At 58.1% G+C, this 25,757-nt stretch carries 23 protein-coding genes and 1 tRNA gene; 9 read left to right on the forward strand and 15 right to left on the reverse strand.

What is annotated here, in order from left to right:
• Position 1 precedes the first annotated feature (1 nt).
• The 4 genes from ACR1XY_RS00130 to iscR are packed head-to-tail and all read right to left on the reverse strand — an operon-like array spanning position 2 to position 3,303.
• Positions 2–166: a hypothetical protein gene (locus ACR1XY_RS00130; RefSeq protein ID WP_480588911.1), complete on the reverse strand. Its 165-nt coding sequence runs from the start codon at positions 164–166 to the stop codon at positions 2–4.
• 38 nt (positions 167–204) lie between these two features.
• Entirely contained in the window at positions 205–1,725 is a 1,521-nt protein-coding gene (gene sufB / locus ACR1XY_RS00135; RefSeq protein ID WP_480588913.1) for a Fe-S cluster assembly protein SufB, read from the reverse strand.
• 18 nt (positions 1,726–1,743) lie between these two features.
• Positions 1,744–2,787 (reverse strand): cysteine desulfurase family protein, encoded by a 1,044-nt coding sequence (locus tag ACR1XY_RS00140; protein WP_480588915.1) that lies wholly within the window; start codon positions 2,785–2,787, stop codon positions 1,744–1,746.
• Positions 2,788–2,844: 57 nt separating this feature from the next.
• Positions 2,845–3,303 carry a Fe-S cluster assembly transcriptional regulator IscR gene (gene iscR, locus ACR1XY_RS00145; RefSeq protein ID WP_480588917.1) on the reverse strand — a complete coding sequence of 153 codons (459 nt, stop codon included), beginning with the start codon at positions 3,301–3,303 and terminating at the stop codon, positions 2,845–2,847.
• Positions 3,304–3,480: 177 nt separating this feature from the next.
• On the opposite strand from iscR, the gene ACR1XY_RS00150 reads away from it, so the two are divergent.
• From ACR1XY_RS00150 to ACR1XY_RS00160, 3 genes are read left to right on the forward strand one after another with little or no spacing between them, the layout of a single operon-like run.
• On the forward strand, positions 3,481–4,134 hold the full coding sequence (locus ACR1XY_RS00150; RefSeq protein ID WP_170413326.1) for an alpha/beta hydrolase: 654 nt from the start codon (positions 3,481–3,483) through the stop codon (positions 4,132–4,134).
• On the forward strand, positions 4,134–4,379 hold the full coding sequence (locus ACR1XY_RS00155; protein WP_480588919.1) for a hypothetical protein: 246 nt from the start codon (positions 4,134–4,136) through the stop codon (positions 4,377–4,379). Before ACR1XY_RS00150 ends, ACR1XY_RS00155 begins: the two co-directional genes overlap by 1 nt.
• Positions 4,376–5,533 carry an HD domain-containing protein gene (locus ACR1XY_RS00160; protein WP_480588921.1) on the forward strand — a complete coding sequence of 386 codons (1,158 nt, stop codon included), beginning with the start codon at positions 4,376–4,378 and terminating at the stop codon, positions 5,531–5,533. The genes ACR1XY_RS00155 and ACR1XY_RS00160 overlap by 4 nt, the downstream gene beginning before the upstream one ends.
• Positions 5,534–5,585: 52 nt before the next feature.
• Here the strand turns inward: ACR1XY_RS00160 and ACR1XY_RS00165 are convergent, their stop codons facing one another.
• Positions 5,586–5,717, reverse strand: a complete 132-nt coding sequence (locus tag ACR1XY_RS00165; protein ID WP_480588923.1) for a hypothetical protein — start codon at positions 5,715–5,717, stop codon at positions 5,586–5,588.
• Positions 5,718–5,923: 206 nt separating this feature from the next.
• Between ACR1XY_RS00165 and ACR1XY_RS00170 the strand changes: the two genes are divergently transcribed.
• The 3 genes from ACR1XY_RS00170 to ACR1XY_RS00180 all read left to right on the forward strand — a co-directional run bounded on the left by ACR1XY_RS00170 (position 5,924) and on the right by ACR1XY_RS00180 (position 9,304).
• Positions 5,924–6,259 carry an SMR family transporter gene (locus ACR1XY_RS00170; RefSeq protein WP_480588925.1) on the forward strand — a complete coding sequence of 112 codons (336 nt, stop codon included), beginning with the start codon at positions 5,924–5,926 and terminating at the stop codon, positions 6,257–6,259.
• A gap of 76 nt (positions 6,260–6,335) precedes the next feature.
• Positions 6,336–8,153 carry a translational GTPase TypA gene (gene typA / locus ACR1XY_RS00175; protein ID WP_480588927.1) on the forward strand — a complete coding sequence of 606 codons (1,818 nt, stop codon included), beginning with the start codon at positions 6,336–6,338 and terminating at the stop codon, positions 8,151–8,153.
• A gap of 458 nt (positions 8,154–8,611) precedes the next feature.
• Positions 8,612–9,304 carry a hypothetical protein gene (locus ACR1XY_RS00180; protein ID WP_480588929.1) on the forward strand — a complete coding sequence of 231 codons (693 nt, stop codon included), beginning with the start codon at positions 8,612–8,614 and terminating at the stop codon, positions 9,302–9,304.
• 139 nt (positions 9,305–9,443) lie between these two features.
• On the opposite strand, the gene ACR1XY_RS00185 is transcribed toward ACR1XY_RS00180, so the two are convergent.
• The 4 genes from ACR1XY_RS00185 to recA all read right to left on the reverse strand — a co-directional run bounded on the left by ACR1XY_RS00185 (position 9,444) and on the right by recA (position 14,588).
• Complete coding sequence (locus tag ACR1XY_RS00185) at positions 9,444–10,013, reverse strand: transglutaminase-like cysteine peptidase (protein WP_480588931.1); 570 nt, start codon at positions 10,011–10,013, stop codon at positions 9,444–9,446.
• A 410-nt stretch (positions 10,014–10,423) separates the two neighbouring features.
• Positions 10,424–10,711: a DUF1330 domain-containing protein gene (locus ACR1XY_RS00190; protein ID WP_480588933.1), complete on the reverse strand. Its 288-nt coding sequence runs from the start codon at positions 10,709–10,711 to the stop codon at positions 10,424–10,426.
• 1 nt (position 10,712) lies between these two features.
• Positions 10,713–13,382 carry an alanine--tRNA ligase gene (alaS, locus tag ACR1XY_RS00195; RefSeq protein WP_480588935.1) on the reverse strand — a complete coding sequence of 890 codons (2,670 nt, stop codon included), beginning with the start codon at positions 13,380–13,382 and terminating at the stop codon, positions 10,713–10,715.
• 138 nt (positions 13,383–13,520) lie between these two features.
• Positions 13,521–14,588, reverse strand: a complete 1,068-nt coding sequence (gene recA / locus ACR1XY_RS00200; RefSeq protein WP_480588937.1) for a recombinase RecA — start codon at positions 14,586–14,588, stop codon at positions 13,521–13,523.
• Between the two features lie 192 nt (positions 14,589–14,780).
• Here recA and ACR1XY_RS00205 point away from each other — a divergent pair, with 192 nt between their 5' ends.
• On the forward strand, positions 14,781–15,374 hold the full coding sequence (locus ACR1XY_RS00205; RefSeq protein ID WP_480588939.1) for a sulfotransferase family 2 domain-containing protein: 594 nt from the start codon (positions 14,781–14,783) through the stop codon (positions 15,372–15,374).
• On the opposite strand, the gene ACR1XY_RS00210 is transcribed toward ACR1XY_RS00205, so the two are convergent.
• The 3 genes from ACR1XY_RS00210 to guaB form a co-directional block, all read right to left on the reverse strand.
• Positions 15,371–17,662 carry a hybrid sensor histidine kinase/response regulator gene (locus ACR1XY_RS00210; RefSeq protein WP_480588941.1) on the reverse strand — a complete coding sequence of 764 codons (2,292 nt, stop codon included), beginning with the start codon at positions 17,660–17,662 and terminating at the stop codon, positions 15,371–15,373. The two genes, ACR1XY_RS00205 and ACR1XY_RS00210, sit on opposite strands and share 4 nt — an antisense overlap.
• Positions 17,663–17,766: 104 nt before the next feature.
• Positions 17,767–18,924 carry an RsmB/NOP family class I SAM-dependent RNA methyltransferase gene (locus tag ACR1XY_RS00215; protein ID WP_480588943.1) on the reverse strand — a complete coding sequence of 386 codons (1,158 nt, stop codon included), beginning with the start codon at positions 18,922–18,924 and terminating at the stop codon, positions 17,767–17,769.
• A gap of 93 nt (positions 18,925–19,017) precedes the next feature.
• Positions 19,018–20,466, reverse strand: coding sequence for an IMP dehydrogenase (gene guaB / locus ACR1XY_RS00220; RefSeq protein ID WP_480588945.1), 1,449 nt, complete (start codon positions 20,464–20,466; stop codon positions 19,018–19,020).
• Between the two features lie 217 nt (positions 20,467–20,683).
• Here guaB and ACR1XY_RS00225 point away from each other — a divergent pair, with 217 nt between their 5' ends.
• Together ACR1XY_RS00225 and ACR1XY_RS00230 are read left to right on the forward strand one after the other, a co-directional pair.
• The gene (locus ACR1XY_RS00225; RefSeq protein ID WP_480588947.1) at positions 20,684–22,726 is read left to right on the forward strand and encodes an ASKHA domain-containing protein; all 2,043 of its coding nucleotides are present in this window, start codon (positions 20,684–20,686) and stop codon (positions 22,724–22,726) included.
• Positions 22,727–22,749: 23 nt separating this feature from the next.
• Positions 22,750–23,607, forward strand: a complete 858-nt coding sequence (locus ACR1XY_RS00230; protein ID WP_480588949.1) for a class I SAM-dependent methyltransferase — start codon at positions 22,750–22,752, stop codon at positions 23,605–23,607.
• A gap of 1 nt (position 23,608) precedes the next feature.
• Here the strand turns inward: ACR1XY_RS00230 and ACR1XY_RS00235 are convergent.
• The 3 genes from ACR1XY_RS00235 to ACR1XY_RS00245 all read right to left on the reverse strand — a co-directional run bounded on the left by ACR1XY_RS00235 (position 23,609) and on the right by ACR1XY_RS00245 (position 25,755).
• A tRNA-Gly gene (locus tag ACR1XY_RS00235) sits at positions 23,609–23,682 on the reverse strand.
• A gap of 64 nt (positions 23,683–23,746) precedes the next feature.
• Positions 23,747–24,574: a polyphosphate kinase 2 family protein gene (locus ACR1XY_RS00240; RefSeq protein ID WP_480588951.1), complete on the reverse strand. Its 828-nt coding sequence runs from the start codon at positions 24,572–24,574 to the stop codon at positions 23,747–23,749.
• A gap of 128 nt (positions 24,575–24,702) precedes the next feature.
• Complete coding sequence (locus ACR1XY_RS00245; protein ID WP_480588953.1) at positions 24,703–25,755, reverse strand: methyltetrahydrofolate cobalamin methyltransferase; 1,053 nt, start codon at positions 25,753–25,755, stop codon at positions 24,703–24,705.
• Positions 25,756–25,757 lie beyond the last annotated feature (2 nt).

Here is a 25,757-nt window from a genome sequence, read left to right on the forward strand (position 1 = left end):
CCTATCCCAGAACTTTCCTAAGCAGACGCGCAGCAACCCAACCAAGGACTGCCCCGATGCCCACCGCCCAGACCGGGTTGATGAAGTTCATGTAGAAGATGTTGACGTAGGCCACCCCGAGCAGGCCGCCCAAAACCGGCAGTGCATATCCAAGCCAGGTCAGCACATCATCTCTCTGGATGCTTTTCCGGGGTGTCCGCGCCATCAACCGACAGAGCCTTCCAGTGAGATTGCCACCAGTTGTTGCGCTTCCATAGCGAATTCCATTGGCAGCGCCTGCAGTACGTCCTTGCAGAACCCGTTGACGACCAGTGCCACGGCCTCTTCTTCGTCCATGCCGCGCTGACGGCAGTAGAACAGCTGATCGTCATCCACCTTGGACGTCGTCGCCTCATGTTCCACGCGCGAAGAGTTGTTCTTGACCTCGATATACGGAACCGTGTGGGCCCCGCATTTGTCACCGATCAGCAGGCTGTCGCATTGCGTGTAATTCCGGCTATCCTTGGCCTTGGGGTGCATCGAGACCAGACCACGATAGGTGTTCTGCGCCTTACCCGCGCTGATACCCTTGGACACGATGCGCGATTTTGTGTTCTTGCCCAGGTGAACCATCTTGGTGCCGGTGTCGGCCTGCTGATAGTTGTTGGTGATAGCGATCGAGTAGAACTCACCTTGGCTGTCATCACCGCGCAGGATGCAGGACGGGTATTTCCAGGTCACGGCCGAGCCGGTTTCCACCTGTGTCCACATCACTTTGGATCGGTCGCCACGGCAATCGGCGCGTTTTGTAACAAAGTTGTAGATTCCGCCCTTCCCGTTTTCATCCCCGGGGAACCAATTCTGAACGGTCGAGTACTTAACTTCAGCGTCTTCCTCGACGATGATTTCAACCACCGCCGCGTGCAGCTGCGCGGTGTCGCGTTGAGGCGCGGTGCAACCTTCCAGATAGGACACGTACGAGCCCTTGTCGGCGATGATCAGGGTGCGTTCAAACTGACCGGTGTTCTCCGCGTTGATGCGGAAATAGGTGCTCAGCTCCATCGGGCAGCGGACGCCCGGCGGTATGTAAACGAAGGACCCGTCCGAGAACACGGCCGAGTTCAGCGTGGCGTAGAAGTTGTCCGACACCGGAACCACGGTGCCCAGATACTTCTTAACCAGTTCAGGATGATCCTTGATCGCCTCGGAGATGGAGCAGAAGATCACGCCGTGCTTTGCCAGTTCGTCCTTGAAGGTCGTACCCACGGAGACCGAGTCGAACACCGCGTCCACCGCGACCTTGCGGCCTTCTGCGGGCATGTCTTCAGCGCCTTCAACGCCCGCCAGAATCATCTGTTCTTTCAGAGGGATACCGAGCTTTTCGTAAGTGGCCAGCAGTTTGGGATCGACCTCATCCAGCGATTTCGGCTTTTCCTCCATCGATTTCGGACGGGCATAGTAATACTGGTCCTGAAAGTCGATCGGCGGGTAATGCACCATCGCCCATTTCGGTTCTTCCATCTTGGTCCAGCGTTCAAAAGCCGACAGACGCCATTCGGTCATCCACTCGGGCTCTTCGTTTTTCTCAGAGATCAGGCGGACGATATCCGGGTTCACGCCCTTGGGCGCATATTCCATCTCGATATCGGTATCCCAGCCGTATTTGTAGGTGCCAACCTCGCGCACAGCATCCACGGTTTCCTGATCGACACCTTCTTTTACCTGGGTCTGGTCCAAAGCGGCCATATCCTTCACTCCGTCAAATCACGCGGCACGCGCGCGATGCTTTTTCTCTTTTTCAAGCCACGCTTCGGCGAAGCGCAACACATCTTCCTGCGTAGTCAAAGGGCCAAGCGACACGCGTATCGCGCTGGCTGCCGAGACCTCGTCATATCCCATTGCCGTAAGAACCGCGCTGGCGCGCACCTTGCCGCTGGAACAGGCCGAACCCGCGCTGACCGCAAAGCCCGCCAAGTCCATCTGCATCACTTGCGTTTCTCCCTTCCAGCCGGGGGTTGCGAAACACAAGGTATTGGGCAGGCGATCCTGATCTTTCCCGACAAAAATAGTAGATTTAGAACCAGCCTCAAGGGCCTTTTCTAGAATATTTCTAAATTCTTGAACCTGCTCCCAAACGCCATTGGCCAAATCCCGTGCCGCGGCCTCAGCTGCAGCCCCGAACCCCGCGATTCCAATGACATTTTCCGTACCCGAACGACGGCCCATTTCCTGACCTCCCCCCTTGATCTGGGCAGGCAGGTCCGTGCCGCGTTTCATCACGACAGCGCCGATCCCCTTTGGGCCACCTAGCTTATGGGCCGATACCAACGCCATCTGGGTATCCAGCCAGTTGAACGCAACGGGCAGTTTGCCAAACGCCTGCGTCGCATCGGTTACGGCTACCCCCTTGGGAAGATTCTGAACAATCCCGGTCTCCGAATTGACCAGTTGCAGGGTCGAGTTTTCCGGCTCTGACACCTGCACCTGACCGGACATCGCTACGGGTAGATCCTCGGAGATCCAAGCCCTTACAGCGTCATGCTCAATAGACGATCCATGCAGGTTCCGCCCCCCAAGCGCCAGCGCTGCCCCTTCGGTTGAGCCCGAGGTGAACACGATATCCGCCCCATCCGCCCCAAAAGCGGATGCGATTTGCGCCCGCGCGCGTTCAACCACCGCCTTGGCCGCGCGCCCTTCGGCATGAACCGAGGACGGATTTCCGCAGAGTTCCATCGCCGTAATCATCGCCTCACGCGCTTCGGGTCGAAGTGGGGTTGTCGCGTTGTGATCCAGGTAAATGCGAGTCACGGATTCACCTTTTTCCAAATGCGAATAACCGCGTTGCCGGATTTCTGACGCATCACATCACTCATCCACAACGGCGAACAGACTGGGCACCGCAGGGCACGGAGCAAGATCGTTTTTAATCACATCCGACAACCGCGTCTGGTGCAGGAATACATAGACATGCGCACTCAGGCTTTCCCACAGACGGTTGGTCAGCGATTGCGCCCGGCTTCCTGATGATGCGCCGGACGCCCCTGCACCTTTTTGCAGCGCATCAACCGTTTCATCTACGGCCGCCAGAACCTCGACCACGCGAATTTCCGATGCGGGGCGCGCCAAGCGATAGCCTCCACCCGGCCCCCGAACCGAGGACACCAGATCAGCGCGACGCAGCTTGACGAAAAGCTGCTCCAGATACGGCAGAGAGATATCCTGCCGCTCCGAGATTTCCCCCAGTGTCACCAGGGTATCCTGAGGCTGAGTCGCAATATCGGCCAGTGCAACCATTGCGTAACGACCCTTGGTCGAAAGCTTCATTGTCTTTTCCTCTTGGCAGGTACCGCGCGAAAACATTGACGCCGCCGCCGCCAGTGCGTATCTCCGACAGGCAGCAACTTGCGTAAAGCAATACAATTAGAACCGTTCTAAGGTGCCTGACGATAACCGTCAAGTATATCCCGGCGCCAAGAAGAAAAAGACAGGACCAAAGCACACATGCCCGAGGTGATTTTTCCCGGACCCGAAGGCCGCCTGGAAGGCCGTTACCACCCGCAAAAGGAAAAAGACGCACCGATCGCCATCGTGCTTCACCCGCATCCACAATTTGGCGGGACCATGAACAACAAGGTCGTCTACAACCTTCATTATGCGTTTTACAACATGGGCTTCACCGTGTTGCGCTTTAACTTCCGCGGCGTCGGCCGCAGTCAGGGCGAATACGATCAGGGCGTGGGTGAGCTGAGCGATGCGGCCTCGGCGCTCGATTACCTGCAGTCGATGAACAACAACTCGAAACACTGTTGGGTCGCGGGGTTCTCCTTCGGCGCGTGGATCGGGATGCAATTGCTGATGCGCCGCCCGGAAATCACCGGGTTTATCAGCGTATCGCCGCCTGCCAACATGTACGATTTTTCGTTCCTGGCACCCTGCCCCTCGTCCGGTCTGATCATAAACGGATCTTCCGATCGGGTAGCCCCCCCGGCTGACACCACCTCGCTGGTGAACAAACTTCACGAACAAAAGGGCATCACCATCACTCATAACGAGGTTGAGGGCGCCGATCACTTCTTCCAGGATCGCCACATGGACACGCTGATTACCGACGTCAGCGACTATGTGAAACGCCGCCTGACCGAGAACACGCGCTGATGTCTGACACCATCACCACCCTCGCCTCGAAACTGGCCGAGGACACAATGAAAGTGATGGACGAAACCGGGGACGACCGTTTCTTTGTCGAAGTGGGCGACCTTTTGGGGGCGTCCTCTCAGACCTTGGAAGAAGCTTTCCTGACCGAAATCCGCGTCCGGCTGGCCGAACGCAAGGCCCGTAAATTCGTGATCCAGAAACTGACGGATCACCGCGCCAAGACTAAAGCGATCGAGAAACAATGACTGAAAGACTGTCTGCGCAGATCGAATTCCTGAAACGCGCGGACAGCCTGAAATCGGTTGATCGCGCCAACTTTCTGCTGGATCAGTCCCGCCCGGAGAATGCTGCTGAGCATAGCTGGCAACTGGCGCTTTGGGCGCTGGTGATGCAGCCTTTGGCCGGTGTTGACGTCAGCGTCGACCGGGTCATCCGAATGCTGTTGCTGCATGATCTGGTCGAAATCATCGTTGGTGACCATCCTATCCATCTGCAAACCGACTGGCAGGCCGTCGAGCGGCTTGAGAATACCGCTGCAGCCGAGTTGTTCGGCCTGTTACCCGCGGATCAGGCTGCGGATTGTCTTGCCCTGTGGCAAGAGTTCGAAGCCGACCAGAGCCCGGACGCAAAATTCGCCAAATATCTGGATCGGTGCCAACCGATGTTTCAGGTTCTGTGTGCGCCCGACCCACTGCCCGAACACAGGGCAATCGTGCGGGACAATCTGAACGGTGGGCGAGCGGCCTATCTGAAGACCGAATTTCCCGAGGCCCACGCCGCCGCCCGGAGCTTGCTGGATGGCGACCAACCGACGGAAACCACATTCTCGACCCGCCTCGCCTTTCTGGCAGAAACCGACCAGTTGAAGTCGGTCTACCGCGCCTCACGCCTGCTCAGCGGTGAGCGGTTCGAAAACTCGGCCGAGCATTCCTGGCATATCATGCTGTTCGCGTGGATTCTGGCGGAACACGCGGCCCCCGGCGTTTCGATCGACCGTGCGCTGAAAATGCTATTACTACATGACATTGTGGAGATCGATGCCGGAGATCACCCTATCCACGGTCAGGTTGACCACACCGTGCAAGCGGCCGAGGAACAGGCCGCCGCCGAACGTCTGTTCGGGTTGCTTCCGGATGATCAGAAAACGGGCTTTATGTCCTTGTGGTCCGAGTTCGAAGCGGCCGAAAGCCCGGATGCCCGGTTCGCCAAAGCCATAGATCGCTTTCAGGCCCCGGTCGGCAATCTTGCCACGGGCGGTGGTTCATGGGTGGACTACAATGTCACATTCGCCCAAATCGAACAGCGGGTCGGCACCCCGATACAGCGCGGCGCACCGGGCCTTTGGACATGGCTTCAGCCGCAGCTTGATGCCTTTGTCGCCGCCACTACTGATACGTAGAAAAAAGAAAAAGAGGCCCAAGGACCTCTTTTTCCTGTGTTTCAGCAGACGCTCAAACCTGATCACTATCTAAACGTTCAACAAAACTGGCCGCGTTTTTGTCGACGGACCCCCCGCCAGCAAGCCACCCAAGCGCCACAATCAACGCCGAAACAAAGACGATATACTTTGCAAATTTCGTCATGAAAAACACTCACAAACAAAAAACCTTTAAAAACAAAGGTTTTTTATCACAGAGCATTCTCAAAAAATAGTCAGGTTATCCTGACCTTACGAAAGGCCAGCACTAATGACGTGGCGTCTTCACACAGGCGGCGGCATCGAAATTTCACTTGCCCGTTTGACTGATTTCGTGCTCAACCTCGCAAAACTTCTGTCGAGAAATGCACCGTGCCCCACGCTTATCTGATCCTTTTTCTGGCGGTCATTGCTGAGACCATCGGCACTACCGCGCTGCAAGCCAGCCAACAATTCAGCCGCCTCTGGCCCTCCGTTCTGGTCGTTATCAGCTATGGCGTCGCCTTCTACCTGTTAGGTCTGACACTAAAATTTATGCCAGTCGGCATCGTCTATGCGATCTGGTCCGGTCTTGGCATCGTTTTCATCGCGATCATCGGCTTTATCGTCTTTGGACAGAGGTTGGATTGGCCAGCAGTCATTGGCCTTATGATGATTCTGACCGGAATTCTGATCATTCACCTTTTTTCCAAGACCGCTGGCCACTGATCTCCGGTTAGGGCTGGCCTATTTGATAAAACCGCGCTATGCGCGCGGCAACTTCCCGTTCAAAGGCTGACCTCTCATGGACCTGCGCAATATCGCAATCATCGCTCACGTGGACCACGGCAAGACGACCCTGGTAGATGAGCTGCTCAAACAATCCGGCGCGTTCCGGGAAAATCAGGCCGTCGCTGAACGTGCGATGGACAGCAATGACCTCGAGCGCGAGCGCGGGATCACTATCCTCGCCAAGGCCACCAGCGTCGAGTGGAAGGGCACACGTATTAACATCGTCGATACCCCCGGCCACGCCGATTTCGGCGGTGAGGTCGAGCGCATTCTCAGCATGGTCGACGGCGTGGTCCTCCTTGTCGATGCTGCCGAAGGCCCGATGCCTCAGACCAAGTTTGTGACCTCCAAGGCGCTGGCACTTGGCCTGCGTCCCATTGTGGTTCTGAACAAGGTCGACAAGCCCGACGCTGAACCCGACCGCGCGCTGGACGAATGTTTCGACTTGTTCGCAAACCTCGGTGCCGACGATGATCAACTGGACTTTCCGGCCATGTACGCATCGGGCCGTTCGGGCTGGGCTGACATGGAGCTGGACGGCCCCCGCAAGGACCTGAACGCCCTATTCGACCTGATCGTCGATCACGTCCCTGCGCCCAAACAAGCCGACAAAAAAGGCGAACCCTTCCGGATGCTGGCCACCACGCTGGGCAGTGACCCGTTCATCGGGCGCATCCTGACCGGACGCGTGGAAAGCGGCACGCTGAAAGCCGGTGACAGCCTCAAGGCGCTCAGCCGTGACGGAACGCTGATCGAAAACTTCCGCGCCTCGAAAATCCTGGCTTTCCGTGGCCTGGCGCAACAGCCCATCGACGTGGCCGAAGCCGGTGACATCGTCACCATCGCAGGCATGAGCAAGGCCACAGTAGCCGACTCGCTAGTGTCGCCGCAGGTTGAAGAGGCCCTGCCCGCCCAACCCATCGATCCGCCGACCATCACCGTGACCTTTGGCATCAACGATTCGCCTCTTGCCGGTCGTGATGGCAAGAAAGTGCAGTCGCGTGTCATCCGAGATCGCCTGATGAAAGAGGCCGAATCGAACGTGGCAATCCGCATCACCGACACCCCCGGCGGTGAGGCATTTGAGGTTGCCGGTCGCGGCGAATTGCAGATGGGCGTTCTGATCGAGAATATGCGGCGTGAAGGCTTTGAACTCAGCATCTCGCGCCCGCAGGTTCTGTTTCGCGACGAAGACGGCCAGCGCATGGAGCCTATCGAAGAAGTTACCATCGACGTGGACGACGAGTTTTCAGGCGCGGTGATCGAAAAGGTTACTGGTGCGCGCAAAGGCGAATTGGTTGAGATGCGCCCCGCCGGTGCTGGCAAGACCCGGATCATCGCACATGTACCGTCACGCGGCCTTATCGGTTACCACGGCGAGTTTCTGACTGACACCCGCGGCACCGGTGTGTTGAACCGCGTGTTCCACGGCTGGGCGGCCCATAAAGGACCGATCCCGGGCCGTCGTGCAGGTGTCCTGATCTCAATGGAGAAAGGTCAGGCCGTGGCTTATGCCCTGTGGAACCTCGAAGAGCGCGGCCGCATGTTTGTTGGCCCCCAGACCGATGTCTATCAGGGCATGGTAATCGGCGAGCATTCACGCGACAACGACCTTGAGGTGAATCCGCTCAAAGGCAAAAAACTTACTAATGTGCGCGCCAGCGGTTCTGACGACGCGGTCCGGCTGACACCTCATGTTCAGTTTTCGCTGGAAGAAGCTATCGCATATATCGACGATGACGAACTGGTCGAGGTTACACCGAACGCGGTACGCCTGCGTAAACGCTTTCTGGATCCGCACGAACGCAAACGCATGGCTAAGTCTGCCTAAGGTTGACAATGGCGTCGTTCACAAATGTGAAACAATACTACAACAGTGGCAGATTTACATCCAAAGTATGCCACTGATACACGGTACAGCCCGCCGGATTGGCGGGCTTACTTTTTGTTTCTTGGCTCATTTCTACCTTAAGTTGCATTCTTCAAGCCCACTCTACCATTACTCCTCTTGAAATTGTGTCCAAAAACGGATGTAATAAAGGAATAAATGTGGCACGATAGTATTACCATTTAATGTGTCTCCGCAATTTGTGCGGCAAAGTGTGTAACGAGTTTTGAAGGAGTGGCGCCATGCGCGTGAAGTCTCGACTATTGTCTATTGTATTTGTTTCAGCGACATTCCCACTGATCACAGCCAGTGCGGCGCTAGCAGAAAGATGTAACATCAAAACGGCGCGGCAGTCGGTGTCGACAGACACTCTATGTGCCTGCACGATCGTCGATACCCGAATGTTGAAGTACATTCAGCGGCGGTCTGATTTCGACGATATCCTGGCACGAACGCTGGAAAGCTGTCCGGCTTTTGCTACAGTGCTGACCGACCTGCCAACAGCCACTTCCGCAGCATCTGCGCGCGATGGTGAGGGTACTGACTCTAATTCAGGCAGTTCCAGCGGCGACAATGGTAGCCCATCTTCCACAGGCAATGACGGTGGCGACAACGGCAATGATGGCGGCGACAACGGCAATGACGGCGGCGGTGGCAACAATGGCGGCGGCGGTAACTCCGGCAACGGAAATGGCGGCAACAACGGCGGCGGCGGTAATTCCGGAAACGGCAACGGCGGCAACAACGGTGGCGGCGGTAACGACGGCAACGGCAACGGCGGCAACAACGGTGATGGCGGCAACTCCGGCAACGGAAATGGCGGCAACAACGGCAGCGGCGGTAACGACGGCAACGGCAACGGCGGCAACAACGGTGATGGCGGCAACTCCGGCAACGGAAATGGCGGCAACAACGGTAGCGGCGGTAACGACGGCAACGGAAACGGCGGCAACAATGGCGGTAGCGGCAACACCGGTGACGGCAACGGCGGCAACAATGACAGCGGTAGTGGCGGCAATTCCGGTGGCGCTGGTACTGGCGGCGGCGACGGCGGCGGCAATTCAGGTGGTGCTGGCAGCGGCGGTGTTTTCTAATTGGAACGCGGCGGTCTTGCGTCACAAAAAGATGTGCGGCGCAGCCGTATCAAACTGAAAACACCCTGATTACGGATAGGGCGACCCTCGTGTCGCCCTTTTCTTTGCCTTAACAACCCGGGTATTCAGCAGGAGTGTATTAGCTACGGCTGTAAACCCCAACCCAACCACTGGGTTTCCGCGGGTTCTGCATCCTAAGAAACAAATACCGCGTTGCCGACCATGGCTTGATTTTATCGGTCAGATTGTCCAACACCAGATCACCTGCAGCCGAGCGGTACACAAGAACAGCATGAGAATTGCGCTGCCTATCCAAAACAGTCGCGATAAGCAATTTGCTCGGATCGACCCCGGCACGAATAAGATCTCTTTTCTTCAATAAGGCGAAGTCTTCGCAATCTCCGCCCCGGGACGTCGGCAACGCCCACCTTTCAGCTGTTCGATATTGCGACTGATCCGTCACCGAACGCGTTGTCGCGTTGACCTGGCGATTGACCCGCTGGATTATCTGCATTTCCTGCTGGCTGGACATGGATGCGGCGGCCTTACCGGAACAGGCCCAGCTGTACTGACGACACAATTGACGCGCGCCCGAAGGCGGCGGCGATGCGGAAACGATCTTCAGAAAGTTGCCTTCGCTTGCATATGCAGCGGTGCCCGCGACCAAAGCGCCTACCGCCAGCGCGGCGACTGCGATCAGTCGACCCACAGATGAGGTCAACCGCGCAACAACGGCTCTGAATTCAGTGCTTAACGGTTTCATGCCTGTTCCTCGATCCATATTCATCCACGCGATTGCGGATAAACGGGACCGTAGCTTGTTTTGCTAACTATCAGTGCACGGTGCCGTTTGCGCAATCTGCAGCGAGGTTGCAAGTGAAAAGAGGCGGAAATTCGTCCCGCATTTAGACCATTTCAGGCAAGAATTGAGAGATGTTGGCCACAATCTAAAGGTGACCTAACGTAAACTTTTCACCCGACATCCGCGATAAACGGTTGAAAAGCTTGACTGCAGTCCGAAATGAAAAAGGTCAGGCAGCTATCCAAGCCGCCTTCTCCATTCATTGGCTGAATTCCGCTCAACCAGCCGGAATCTGGCATAAATTAGCCAAAGTGATTCTAGTCGGCGATCTCGACAACGACCAATTCACGCTCGCTGGCGCCACGGGCGTGGTCCAGTGCCCGCTGATATTCGGGGGATTCGTAGCACTCAACCGCGGCTTCGACCGAGGGAAAACGGGCAACCACGTTGCGGGGCCGTTCTTTTCCTTCAAGCTGCACGTAACGCGCCGCGCGGGCGATGAACTCGCCCCCGTGCTTGGCAATCGCCGGGCCAGCCAACTCGACATATTTTCCATAGGCCTCGGCGTCGGTCACGGTGACATGGGCTATCCAGAGTGCAGGCATGTTATCCTCCCAATACTTGCTCAGCAGCTTTGATCGCCGCGTCCGAATTCGAGGCATCACGACCACCGCCCTGCGCCATATCGGGGCGTCCGCCACCGCCTTTGCCGCCTAGTTCGACTACCGCGGCCCGGACCAGATCAACGGCCGATACCTTATCTGTCAGGTCCGAAGTCACACCGGCCGCAACCGCAGCCTTGCCGCCGGCATCGGCAATCAGCAAAACCGCGCCCGAGCCCAACCGGCTTTTGTGTTCGTCGATCAATGCGGGCAGGTCTTTGCCAGACACGCCGCTCAGGGCCTGTGCCAGGAATGGCACTCCGTTCACGTCGCGAGCTTCGGCACCGCCCTGCCCCGAACCGCCTGCCATCGCCAGATCGCGGCGCAGCTGAGCGACTTCATTTTGCAGGGCTTTGCGCTCATCCAGCAAGGATTTGACCCGGCTCACCACATCGTCCGGCTGTGCCTTCAGCTCGTTCGCAATTTGGCCAAGCCGTTGATCTTGCGCCGAAAGATGTCGAAAAGCCTCATCTCCGGTCAGTGCTTCAATCCGGCGAACACCGGCACTGCTGGCGCTGTCACCCAGAACAACAAACGTGCCAATATCGCCAGTCTGACGCACATGAGTCCCGCCGCATAGTTCGATCGACCAGGTTTTGCCGTCATGTCCCTTGCCCGTCGGGGCCTTACCCATAGAGACCACGCGAACTTCGTCGCCGTATTTCTCACCAAACAGCGCCTGAGCCCCCAATCCCCGTGCATCGTCCGGCGTCATGATCCGGGTCTCGACGGTCGAGTTCTGGCGGATGAACTCATTCACCTCGCGTTCGACTTTCTGGATCTCCTCGGGGCTCAGCGCCTTGGAATGACTGAAGTCGAACCGCAGCCGGTCCGACGCGTTCAGCGACCCGCGCTGAGCAACATGATCACCCAGCGTTTCGCGCAGCGCCTCGTGCAGCAGGTGCGTTGCCGAGTGGTTGGCCCGGATCGCGGTGCGGCGCGCATGATCGACCGCTAGCTCGACCGCGTCGCCTTTCGACAACGTACCCTGGCTGACCGTCACCCGATGCGCATAGACCTTGCCTTCGGCGAACTTGCGCGTGTCTTCAACCTGCGCCACATCCTGCATGTTCTCGAGACGCCGGATTTCACCGGTATCGCCAACCTGACCACCGGCTTCGCCATAGAAAGGCGTCTGATTGACGACAACCCAGCCGGTGCCACCCTGATCGATCTTGTCGACCTGTGCACCGTCAACAACCAGCGCGGCCACTTGCCCTTCGGCTTTCTCGGTATCGTAGCCAAGGAAGTCCGTAGCCCCGGCACCGTCTATCACGTCAAACCATACGGCCTGATCGGCCGCTTCGCCCGACCCGGCCCAGGCGGCACGCGCCTTGGCTTTTTGTTCGGCCATAGCAGCATCGAAACCGTCCGTATCTACAGTCAGGCCTTTTTCGCGCAGCGCATCCTGCGTCAAGTCCAGCGGGAAACCGTAGGTGTCATACAGCTTGAACGCCGCATCACCAGACAGAGCCGCACCTTCGGACAGGCCCGCAACCTCGTCATCCAGCAGCTTCAGGCCGCGATCCAATGTTTGCTTGAAACGTGTTTCTTCCAGCAAAAGTGTCTCTTCGATCAGCGGCTGGGCCTGGCCCAGTTCGGAATACTGCGCGCCCATCAGTTGCACCAGCGTCGGAACCAGACGATGCATGACTGGATCTTTCGCCCCCAACAGATGCGCGTGTCGCATAGCCCGGCGCATGATCCGGCGCAGCACGTAACCGCGCCCGTCATTGCTGGGCATCACCCCGTCCGCAATCAGGAACGAGGTCGAACGCAGGTGATCCGCAATGACGCGGTGATGGACGTTCTGTTCTCCGTAAGGATCAACACCGGTCGCATCCGCCGACGCCTCGATCAGCGTCTTGAACAGATCGGTGTCGTAGTTGTCATGGCTGCCTTGCAAAAGCGCGCCGATCCGCTCCAGCCCCATGCCGGTGTCGATCGACTGCATGTCGAGTTCGACCATCGAGCCGTCCTCGAACTGTTCGTTCTGCATGAAAACGATATTCCAGATTTCGATGAACCTGTCGCCGTCTTCCTCGGCCGAACCCGGAGGGCCACCCCAGATGTGATCGCCATGGTCATAGAAAATCTCGGTGCACGGGCCGCAAGGACCGGTCGGACCCATCTGCCAGAAATTGTCATTGGTAGCGATGCGGATGATCCGATCTTCGGGTACACCAACTTTTTTCCAGATCTCGAACGCCTCGTCATCGGTGTGATAAACCGTCGTCAGCAGGCGGTTCTTGTCGATGCCGAACTCCTTGGTGATCAGTTCCCACGAAAAGGGGATTGCGTCGCTCTTAAAGTAATCGCCGAATGAGAAATTCCCCAACATCTCAAAGAACGTATGGTGCCGTGCGGTGTAACCCACATTGTCCAGATCGTTGTGCTTGCCGCCCGCGCGCACACATTTCTGCGCCGTGGTCGCGCGCTGATATTCCCGCGTTTCCAGACCGGTAAACAGGTTCTTGAATTGCACCATGCCCGAGTTCACGAACATCAGCGTCGGGTCATTGCGCGGGACCAGAGGGCTGGATGCCACCACCTCATGCCCCTGTTTGGCAAAGTAGTTCAGAAAGGTCGATCGGATGTCGTTCAGCGTGGGCATAAGCTTCTCTCAGCGCGCAATCATATTGTGTTGAAACGGGTTTATCCCCGTCCCTGCGGATAGTCCACAGCATTGGAGGCGCCGAACGAAACAAGGCGGCCCAGGGGACCACCTTGTAATCAGAATTCTCAGAGCGCTTTAGGCTTCGAGTATATCGTCATCTTCGGCCGCGCCGGGCGGCATGTCGAATTCTAGTCCATGGGCCGCGCGAATCTTGTCTTCGATCTCAAGCGCGACGCGGCTGTTGTCACGCAAGTATTGTTTGGCGTTCTCACGTCCCTGCCCGATCCGCTCGTCGCCATAGCTGAACCACGATCCCGACTTTTCGACCACACCGGCCTTGACGCCCAGATCCAGCAGCTCGCCCATTTTGCTGATGCCTTCGCCATACATGATGTCGAATTCCACCTGCTTGAAGGGCGGTGCCACCTTGTTCTTCACGACCTTGACGCGGGTCTGGTTGCCGACAACTTCGTCCCGGTCCTTGATCGCGCCGATGCGCCGAATATCCAGACGGACCGAGCTGTAGAATTTCAGCGCATTACCACCGGTCGTGGTTTCCGGGCTGCCAAACATCACGCCAATCTTCATCCGAATCTGGTTGATGAAGATTACCATGCAGTTCGAGCGGCTGATCGAGCCAGTCAGCTTGCGCATCGCCTGGCTCATCAGGCGGGCCTGAACACCGACGCTGCTGTCGCCCATATCGCCCTCAAGTTCCGATTTCGGCGTTAGCGCCGCCACCGAGTCGACCACGACCATATTCACCGCACCCGAACGAACCAGCGTGTCGGTAATTTCGAGCGCCTGTTCGCCGGTGTCGGGCTGGGAAATCAGCAACTCATCAAGATCTACACCCAGCTTGCGCGCATATTGCGGGTCAAGCGCGTGTTCCGCGTCAACGAACGCACAGACACCGCCACGTTTCTGCTGTTCGGCAATGCAATGCAGCGTCAGCGTCGTCTTGCCCGAACTCTCCGGGCCGTAAATTTCAACAATCCGACCCATCGGCAGACCGCCAATCCCCAGCGCGATGTCCAGACCCAGTGAACCGGTCGAGCTTGCATCGATATCTTGCTTGGCGTCCTCGCCCAGCTTCATGATCGATCCCTTGCCGAACTGCCGTTCGATCTGCGCCAGCGCGCTGTCGAGCGCCTTTTGCTTGTCTGCGTTTTTCTTGTCGCTCATCGTCAGAAGATCCGCCATTGTCCTGTCGCCTTCCCTTTTGTCACACCCTTGAACGGGCGGCAATCGCTGCTTTGTTCGCCTCTTGTTCCTTATGAGATCAAAAAGAGAACATTTCAACTAAAACTTACAATACTTACTGTTCATCAATTGTGTTAAAGAGTCGTTTACGCCAATCTGCGACAATAACAAAGACTGATGAGGGGCGACTAAATGCTTGTTTTCTATAAGGAACGCCTTGCGTTTCTGGCTGTCCCCAAAACAGGCAGCACGGCATATCACACCGCCCTGCGCGACCGCGCCGACTTTGTCGTAACCGACCCTCCAGAGCTGAAACACGCCCCCGTGCGGCGCTTTGACCGCTTTTTTCAGAACATCTTTCGGAAAATGTACGACACCGAAATGGAAATCATGGCGGTCGTGCGCGAACCAATCGATTGGCTGGGCAGTTGGTACAGATTTCGCAGCCGGGATGATCGGATCGGACATCCGCATTCCACGCGCGACCTCAGCTTTGATGACTTTGTGCAAGCCTATATGCAAACTCCGCGCCCCGAGTTTGCCGATGTGGGCAGCCAGAGCCAGTTCTTTCGCACCCGGAGCAACGGATTTGGTGCCAGCCACATCTTTAAATATGAAAACCAGGACAAGATCGTGGGTTTCCTGCAACATCGGCTGAACACGCAGATCGATCTGAAACAGGAAAATGTCTCACCCCATCGCGAGCTGTTGCTGACGCCCGAGACGGAGCGCAAGTTCCGCAATCGACACAAGGCCGAATTCGCTTGCCACGAGGCGGCGCTTTAGTTGATCTGTTGAAACACCGCCTCGGTCAGTTGGTTCAGCGAGAACGGCTTGGGCAGGAAGGCGGAGTTTGCGATCTCGGGTCCGGAATCGCCAAAGGCTCCCTCGGTATAGCCGGACATGAAGATCACCCTTGTTTCCGGTCGTTTCTCCATCGCCTTACGCACCCAGGTCGGCCCATCCATCCCGGGCATAACCACATCGGTGACAAAGACATCGACATTTAGCGCGCCGTCCTCCAGCAGACGCAGCGCCTCTTCCGCCGACTCGGCCTCAAGCACCGTATACCCTTTCAACCGCAGCGCACGTGTTGCAAAAGCCCGCACCGGCGCTTCGTCTTCGACCAGCAGAACAACCCCTTCGCCCTGTCGGGCGGATTGCGTGTCAGCGACGGGCATCGAATCCGGCTGGGCTTCTGTTGAGGCGACGGAGACAGGGAGGTAGACGATGAATTCCGTTCCATGCCCCTGAAGGCTGTCGACAAAAATGAAGCCTCCGGTTTGCTTGACGATCCCATATACTGTCGACAATCCCAGACCGGTGCCTTCCCCTGTGCGTTTGGTGGTATAAAACGGTTCGAACACCTTTTGCAGCTTGTCCGCGGGGATACCGACGCCACTGTCGATCACCCTGACAGTGACATATTCGCCAGGCTGAACCGTGGCACGGTCGCGCGTGACTGGGTCGGTCAGCACCACAACCTCGGTCTCGATCCGCACTTCGCCGCCATCGGGCATGGCATCTCGTGCATTCACGACGAGGTTCATCAGCACCTGTTCCAGTTGCCGTTTGTCTGCCCGCACGGGTTTCAAAACCGGATCGTGGCTGAGGATCAGGCGGACTTTCTCGCCCACCAGCCGGTTCAGCAGGTGAATCAGATCCGAGATCGTATCCCGCAGATCCAGCACCTCGGGCTGAAGCGTCTGTTTCCGCGAAAACGCCAGCAACTGACTGACCAGAGCCGCAGCCCGGTTGGCGTTCTGGTTGATTTGTACGAGGTCCCCATAGTTCGGGTCGTTTTGGTCATGGCGCAGCAACAGCAGATCGCAATGACCCGATATGGCCGTCAACAAGTTGTTGAAATCATGGGCTACGCCTCCGGCCAATTGCCCGACCGCCTGCATCTTTTGTCCCTGCACGAACTGCGCCTCAAGCGTCTTGAGCTCGGTTGCGTCGTTTAACACTGCAATCAGCTGGACCTGTCCGTCATTCACCACCCGGTTCAGTGTGACCTGTACGAACACCTCCTTGTCCTGACGGGTCAAGCGAAGGAACTCGGACCGCACCGCCGGTTCCTGAGCAGCTGTGCGCGCCAGCCAATCCAACACTGGATAGCCAAGTCCATGCATGATCTGGTCGGCATTGGTTTCGCCAGGCTCAACTTCTCCGATCAGTTTCACAGCCAGCCGGTTGGCCTCGAGAATCCGGCCGTCGGGCGCAAAGCGTACGATCGGAACCGGCAAATCGGCAAAAGAGGCCCCGCTGCCGGCATGGCCTGCGGCCTCTGTCGGCAGCACAAGCAGGTCGCGCACAGTGCCGGACCGGTTGAGCTCGCATACGGCGGCAGAAACCGATCCATTTGCCGTTTGAACCTGCATGATATCACCTTGTGGTCCGGGGTCGCTTGAAAGGACCTGTTGCAACGTATCCGGCCTGTGCCCAAGCAAATGGGCCGCCGCGACGTTGACCCTCAGCAGCATGCCATTGCGACCTTCGGTCAAGACTGGAACAACGACCTCATCCCACTGCCCTGGGGTATCCAGATGAAAACGCCAGCAATACTGACCGTTGCCAACGTCGAAAACCGAAACCGGGACGGTCGATCCGACGGTCACGATGTCTTCCCGCGCTTTGCCGTGGATCTCAGCCTTCGACTGAAGCCGCAACAGAACCGCCGCAGGATTTGCAAACATGGACTTCAGGCAGCCCTCCAACCGCGCACCCGGAACAGCCTGAAACCGGTTTCGTGCCTCGGGGTTGGCAGCGAGAATGTCACCCTGAGCGTTTGCGATGATGCAGGGAAACAAATCCTGTTCAGCAAAAACCGCCATCGTTTTTATCGCCTGCTGCGTCAGATGGTCCACGATCTTTCCCCGCAGCACCACCAGAAAACTTGCCGCCAGCAAAGATACGCCAGCCACAACAAAACCAGTGTGCCACAACTGAGGCACTAGCCCCACAACAGGCGAAAGGCTCAGCAGCGCGCCGACCACGACCAAAGGGGCAAGTCGCAAACCGGACGGGGCATTTTGAAACGACGGATCCGAGAAAACTTCCGTGGTATTAGTCATAAACAACTCAGGTCAGTGGGCTTTCACGCAGTCAGCCCAAATAAGGTTAATGCCCGCTTAAAAGAAACCGGGAACTCTCCTTTAAGTTGCTATGATCTGATGCTCTATCGCGTCAAGTGTGACGTGAAGAAACCGTCCGTACCGTGGGAGACAAGCCACGTTTTTCGAAAAACGTCGGACCATTCCGGGTGTTTGCGCAGGAAATCGTCGACAATATCACCGTTTTCGGCGTCCAGCATCGAACAGGTCGCATAGGCCAGAACACCACTGGGCGCGATCATAGGCGACAGCTTGTCCAGAATGGAGGATTGAATTCCAGTCAGCTCTTGCAAGCGGCTTTCGGTCAAAGCCCATTTCCCCGCCGGAGCCCGCCGCCACGAACCGCTACCGGAGCACGGCGCATCCGCGAGAACGACGTCGAATGGAGCGTGTTGCGCGAGTTTCTCTGGTGTTAGGATCTCGACCTGAGCACCGGCCCGCTCCGACCGTGCCGGAAGGTCGCGCATACGAGCAGCGTTCACGTCATGGGCAAAAACCGAGACCCCATTTTGCGCGGCCAGGGCCAGAGACTTACCGCCGCCGCCGGCGCAATAGTCCAGCACACGCATCCCGGGTTGTAGGTCCAGGGCCGCGACAACGGCTTGACTGGCTGCGTCCTGAAGCTCGACCAGCCCGTCTGAATAAGCCCGGCTTTGCGCAACCTTGCGCGTGCCCTCGGTGACTTCTAGCGCTGTGTCGCAGGCGGAATGTGCGGTGGCGACAATCCCATCGGCGGCCAGCGCAGCGATGGCCGCGGGGACGTCCGATTTGATAAGATTGACCCGCAGATGCACCGGCGCCCGGCGTTGCAGGGCTTGCGCAACCGAAACCGCCTGATCCCCCAGCGAAGACTGAAATCTGGGCCAGAGCCAATCGGGGATGTCATACTGCTCGGCCTCTGAAACGAAATCGCGTCCGGCCTCATTATCGGCCAGAATCTCGGGTGCATGTCGAGCACCAGAAAACAGATCGTCCGGTTGATCACCGGACGCGCGCACGAATCCGATCATCAGGCCGCGTCCTGTCTCGGCCCCTCCCAGCGCCGCAAAGGATCGTTTGCACCGCAACGCAGCAAACACATGGTCCCGAACCGCGGCCCGATCCATGGACCCGGCGAACCGGCTACGGCGGGCCCAGTTGGTCAGGGATTTCTCGACAGGCGCACCAGAGAGAATCTCATCAAGGATTTCTATCGAAGCCTGAATACGCGCGGCCGGTGTCATGATATCTTCCGATGCTGTTAACGTGGCTGCTGCCAAAGCCACAAATGCGAAACGGCGCCCTGCTCCGGACGCCGTTCACCTTGAAACCCAAAGTTACATCACCCGGTAGTTCGGGCTTTCGCGGGTGATCTGCACGTCATGTACATGGCTTTCCTTCAGTCCCGCGCCGGTGATTTTAACGAAACTGCAGTTTTTGCGCATCTCTTCAACAGTTGCACAGCCGGTATAACCCATAGCTGCACGCAGACCGCCGACCAACTGATGCACTACGGCGCTGGCAGACCCCTTGTAGGGCACCTGCCCTTCGATCCCTTCCGGCACCAACTTGTCGTTGGCCGCGTCCTTCTGGAAGTAACGATCCGCCGAGCCGCGCGCCATGGCGCCAAGGCTGCCCATACCGCGATAGGATTTGAACGAACGGCCCTGATACAGGATCACCTCGCCCGGGCTTTCATCGGTGCCCGCAATCATCGAGCCGACCATCGCACAGGACGCGCCCGCAGCAATTGCCTTGGCGAAATCACCCGAGAACTTGATGCCACCATCGGCAATCACAGGAACATCTCCGGCTGCCGTGGCACAATCCATGATCGCCGTCAGCTGTGGCACGCCGACCCCGGCAACCATGCGCGTGGTACAGATCGATCCCGGCCCGATGCCGACCTTGATGGCATCCGCCCCGGCATCGATCAGCGCCTTGGTGGCATCGCCAGTTGCTACGTTCCCGGCGATGATCTGAACCTCGTTCGACAGGGATTTCACGCGCTTCACTGCATCCAGAACACCCTGAGAGTGACCATGTGCTGTGTCGACGACGATGATATCGACGCCAGAATCCACCAGTTGCTCGGACCGCTCAAACCCGGCATCCCCGACCGAGGTCGCCGCTGCCACTCGCAAACGACCCAGCGAGTCCTTGCAGGCGGTGGGGTTCAGCACGGCCTGTTCCGTATCTTTCAGGGTCAGTAGACCGGTCAGCTTGCCTGTGCCATCGACGACCAGAAGCTTTTCAATGCGGCGGGCTTTCATCAGGCTCTTGGCCTCTTCCAGATCGGCCGGTTCCTGCAGCATGGCCAGATTGTCAGTGGTCATCATCGCCCGGATCGGCTGGTCATCCGAGGTTGCAAAACGCATGTCCCGGTTGGTCACGATGCCGACCACGCGACCCTCTTCATCAACCACGGGGAAACCGGTGAAGTTGTAGCGCTCAACCAGGGCCTTGGCATCCGCCAGCGTCTGATCCGCGCGCAGCGTGACCGGGTTGTAGACGATACCGGATTCAAACCGCTTGACCCGGCGAACCTCGCGCGACTGCTCTTCAACCGACAGGTTCTTGTGGATGACGCCGATGCCTCCGGCCTGGGCCATTGCGATGGCCATGCGCGCCTCGGTCACCGTATCCATGGCCGAGCTAAGTAGCGGGATGTTCATGGTGATCGCCCGCGTCACGCGCGTGCTTGTATTCGCCGTTGCCGGCAGTACCGACGAGGACGCCGGAACCAAAAGAACATCGTCAAAGGTAAGTGCCTCACGAATCTGCATCTGCTAACCCCATGCAAAAGCCCGTTTGGCGGTGACCCTATTACATGGATTTCACCCAAGGAAAAGCCCCTGACCTAAACTAGTTTTCCTTTGCGGGCCGGTGCAGCACCAAAAAAAGACGCAACCCATACAAAACGTGCCGCTGAATGCCCTTTCCCTTTGCGCGCAAACCCATATCTTGCCCGGCATACGCGCGAATACAAAAGGCAGGCCAGATATGACCACCGACCCCCTTGTAGTCTTTACTCCTTCAGGCAAACGCGGACATTTCCCCGTTGGCACCCCGGTTCTGACCGCCGCCCGGCAGTTGGGCGTCGACCTGGATTCGGTTTGCGGCGGGCGCGGGATTTGCTCGAAATGTCAGATAACGCCCAGCTATGGCGAGTTTCCCAAGCACGGCGTGACCGTTTCCGAAGGCGCGCTGAGCGAATGGAACGCGGTTGAGCAGCGTTATGACGACAAGCGCGGGTTGAAACCAGGCCGCCGTCTGGGCTGTCAGGCCACCGTTCAGGGGAACATCGTGATCGACGTACCGCCCGAAAGCCAGGTCCACCGTCAGGTTGTCCGCAAGGCCGCCGCTGCGCGCGCCATCACCATGGACCCGGCAACGCGCCTGTATTTCGTTGTCGTGGAAGAGCCCGACATGCACTCGCCCACCGGCGATCTGGAACGTCTGGAACGCGCCCTCCGCCAACAGTGGAACATCGAGACCGTCACCGCCGATCTGTCGCTGATGTCCAAGCTGCAACCTGTGCTGCGTAAGGGCAAATGGGAGGTCACCGTGGCCGTTCACAAAGGCCATAAGGATGAAGTTGCTCGGATCGTCGAAATCTGGCCCGGCTTGCATGAACACGGGCTGTACGGTCTGGCGATCGACCTCGGCTCGACCACCGTCGCTGCGCACCTGACCGATCTGGAAACTGGTCAGGTCAAGGCGTCCTCGGGCCTGATGAACCCGCAAATCCGCTTCGGCGAAGACCTCATGAGCCGCGTCTCATACGCGATGATGAACCCCGGCGGTGATCAGGAAATGACCCGGGCCGTGCGCGAAGCGATCAACGACCTGACTGTTTCTATCGCCGAGGAAGCCGGGATCGACGCTGCGCTGATCGTTGAGACCGTTTTCGTCTGTAACCCGGTCATGCACCACCTGCTGCTGGGTTTGGACCCGGTCGAACTGGGCCAGGCACCGTTTGCACTGGCAACCTCGGAAAGCATCTCTCTGCCCGCGCGTGAGATGGACCTGAACAAAATGAACCCGCGCGCGCAGATCTATATCCTGCCTTGTATTGCGGGTCACGTTGGGGCCGACTGCGCCGCCGTTGCGTTGTCGGAAGAGCCGGGCAAATCCGAAGACCTCGTGCTGATCGTGGACGTGGGTACCAACGCCGAAATCCTGCTGGGCAACAAGAGCCGGGTTCTGGCCTGTTCCTCGCCTACTGGTCCGGCATTCGAAGGCGCCCAGATCAGTTCCGGTCAGCGTGCCGCACCTGGTGCGATTGAACGGATCGAGATCGACCCTGTGACCAAGGAACCCCGCTTCCGCGTGATCGGGTCCGACAAATGGTCCGACGAGGAAGGCTTCGATCAGGACGTTGCCACCACTGGCATCACCGGCATTTGCGGTTCCGGCATTATCGAGGCCGTGGCCGAGATGCGCATCGCCGGGCTGTTGGACGAAAGTGGCCTGATCGGCTCGGCCGCGCAAACCGGTACCGTGCGCTGCGTTCCCGAAGGCCGAACCCACGCCTATCTGATCCACGATGCCAGCGCCGAGGGTGGCCCGCGCATTACCGTGACCCAAGGCGACATCCGCGCCATCCAACTGGCCAAATCCGCGCTATACGCCGGTGCACGGCTGCTGATGGACGTTATGGAGGTCGATAAAGTCGATCGCGTTGTCCTAGCCGGTGCTTTCGGGGCCCATATCTCAACCAAACACGCGATGGTTCTGGGTATGATCCCCGATGCGCCACTGGACAAAGTGTCCAGTGCGGGTAACGCTGCTGGCACCGGTGCGCGGATCGCTCTGTGCAACATCGGAGCCCGGACCGAGATTGAACGCGTCGTGCGCGAGATCACCAAGGTCGAAACCGCCATCGAGCCCAAGTTCCAGGATCATTTCGTCGCCGCAAACGCGATTCCGCACAAAACCGACCCCTTCCCGGAACTGGCGCAGGTGGTCACTCTGCCCGCACCCTCGTTCAACACCGGCGGAGATGAGGAAAAGTCTGGCCGCCGTCGCCGCAGGAGGTCATAGTCGCCCCAACCACGGGGGCAATAATGACGTCAGCAAACGAAGAACAGGCCGAGTATTGGGGCCGGTCTGATAACGGCACCAAATGGCTGACCTATGAAGATCAGTTAGACCATGCCTTTGCGCCTGTTCTGGACCTGGTTCTGAACAAGGCTGATCTGTCTGCCGGAATGAAGGTTCTGGATATCGGTTGCGGCACGGGTGTCAGCACCCTTGCCGCAGCCCGGCGGGTCAGGCCGGGCGGGCATGTACTGGCTGTCGATATCTCTCAACCCTTTCTGGATCGCGCTGCAACACGCGCTGCCGAAGACGGGCTGGACAACATTCAGTTCCAGTATGCAGACGCGCAGACACATAGCTTCGACCCCGATCAGATGGATGCGGCGATCTCGCGGTTCGGTGTCATGTTCTTCAGCGATTCCGTGGCCGCATTCTCCAATATCGCCAAGGCGCTAAAACCCGGTGCTCAAATGACTTTCGCGGCATGGGGCCCTCTGGCCGAGAACCCATGGTTCCGCATGCCCCATATCGCCGCCGTCAAACGATTGGGTCAGCCTCCGCGCGTGGACCGCTATGCACCCGGTCCCATTGCATTCCACGACCTTGACCATGTCAAAGGAATGATGGTTCAGGCCAGATTGTCTGATGTGAAGGCCGAGGCAGTCTCTTTGAAATTGCAGGGCGTCAACGGCGTTGAAGGCACTGCAATATTGTGTACACGCGTCGGGCCGGCCGCTCGGGTCATCGCGCATTTCGACGGGGATGAGCAGGACGTTCAGGCCATCCAGAAAGACGTTGTCGCAGAGTTCAATCGCCTGCAAATCGGAACGGAAACCTGCATCCCGGCAGTCATAAACCTGTTTCAGGCACGCCGATCCGAGTGATTGGAGCGGGTAGCGGGAATCGAACCCGCGCGTTCAGCTTGGGAAGCTGACAGGCTACCATTACATCATACCCGCGGCGTAGGGCTGGATAACACTGCCCACCGAGCGACTTCAAGCGCGTTTCAGCAGCGGTCCGAAATTACTCGGTCCGGGCGCGCAGGCTGTCGATCAGGGACTGGTCAACATCCAAGGCTTCGCAGGCTGCGTCCAGAGTTTTTTTGTCCAGATGCTGGGGACTGAGATCAATGCCTCTGGAAAAGGCCTCAACAATTGCCTTCATTGCACTGATTCTAGCGTATTTTTTGTTGTTTGCCGGCACAACATGCCATGGCGCAATTTCGGTCGAAGTCCGTGCCAGCATCTCATCCACCGCTACTTCAGCCTCTGCCCACCTCTCGCGGTTGCGGAAATCTTCATAGGTGAGTTTCCACCGCTTCACCGGGTTGCGCAAACGCTCGGTGAAACGCGCCATCTGCTCGTCCGGAGAGATGTGGAAAAACAGCTTTACGATCCGGGTGCCGTCGTCCGCCAGCATCCGCTCGAAGTCGTTGATCTCACGATAGGCGGCCCGCCAACGCTCTTCCGGTGTGAACTTTTCAAGCCGCTCGACCAGCACCCGGCCGTACCAACTGCGGTCAAAGGCCGAGATGGCGCCTTCGGGGGGCAGTCTTTCCCAGAACCGCAGCAGGTAGTGTCGGTTCAGGTAATAGTTGCGCGGCGCACCAATAGGCCAGACCTTGAAACTGCGCGGGTCCAGCGCCTGGCTGATCCGGCGGATCGTACCGCCCTTGCCTGCGGCATCCCAACCCTCAAAAACAAGCACGCCCTTCACGCCGTGAAACAGAAACGCCTGCTGAATCAGCGCCAGCTGAGCCTGAAGATCGACAAGCTTTTCGAAATAGTCATGCTTGCTCAGACGTTTGCTCAGGTCTACATCCGCCAATTTCGGGGGGTAATGTTTGCTCATGAAAACACCTGGGTTTTGCTGCTGGGGTCGTGCCATTGTCGCAAGCCCGACAATACCCGGCATTGATCAGGGTCAAAATGAAAAAGGCCGGGCACATGGCCCGGCCTTTGATCACACTGATGTTTAGATCAAGCGCGACGGCGACGGCCACCTCCGCGACGACCGCCTGCGGCACCGGCCTCTTCAGGCGATTTGTTGAACTTGATCCACTCACCGCCATGCGGATCGTTGTTGGTCAGCAAGTTGGCGGCGCGGATGGCCTCCATTTCCTTACCAGCACGGGGCAATGTCGAGCCCAGACCGAACATCTGAACGAATGCCTCGTCGTCCATGCCGTCGGGCAGGATGATGCCAGCAGCAGCCACGGCATCTTTCTTCTCGGCAATCTTCTTCTGCGTCACCGGCAGAGCCACCGGGTTCATGATCGCCGAGGTCATGCCAGCACCCATTGCCATCGGCAAAAAGGCGTTGTTGATGCCGTGGCGGTTCGGCAGACCGAACGAGACGTTGGACGCGCCGCAGGTGGTGTTCACGCCCAGTTCTTCGCGCAGACGGCGGACCAGAGCAAACACCTGCTGGCCTGCAGTTGCCATTGCACCGATCGGCATCACCAGCGGGTCGACTACGATATCATGCGCGGGGATGCCGAAATCGGCGGCACGTTCAACGATCTTGCGGGCTACTTCGAAACGAACATCTGGGTCTTCCGAGATGCCGGTGTCGTCGTTCGAGATCGCAACAACAGGAACGTTGTATTTCTTGACCAGTGGCAGAACCAGCTCCAGACGATCTTCTTCGCCTGTGACCGAGTTCAGAAGCGGGCGGCCTTCGGCGGCCTCAAGACCGGCTTCCAGTGCACCCGGAACCGACGAGTCGATGCACAGCGGGACTTCAACCAGACCCTGAACCAGCTCGACGATCTTGGTCATCAGCGGCGGTTCGGTCTCGTTCGGGTTGGGGTTCGAGTTGTAGACAACGCCCGCGTTGATATCCAGAACGGTTGCGCCAGCCGCAACCTGAGCAATGGCGTCTTTCTCGACGGTCGAGAAATCGCCTGCTTCCAGTTCAGCGGCCAGCTTCTTGCGACCGGTGGGGTTGATCCGCTCACCGATCACGCAGAACGGTTCGTCAAAGCCCAGAACGGCGGTTTTTGTTTTTGATTCTACGACTGTACGGGTCATGT

Source organism: Ruegeria sp. AD11(2025) (genome assembly GCF_056542405.1).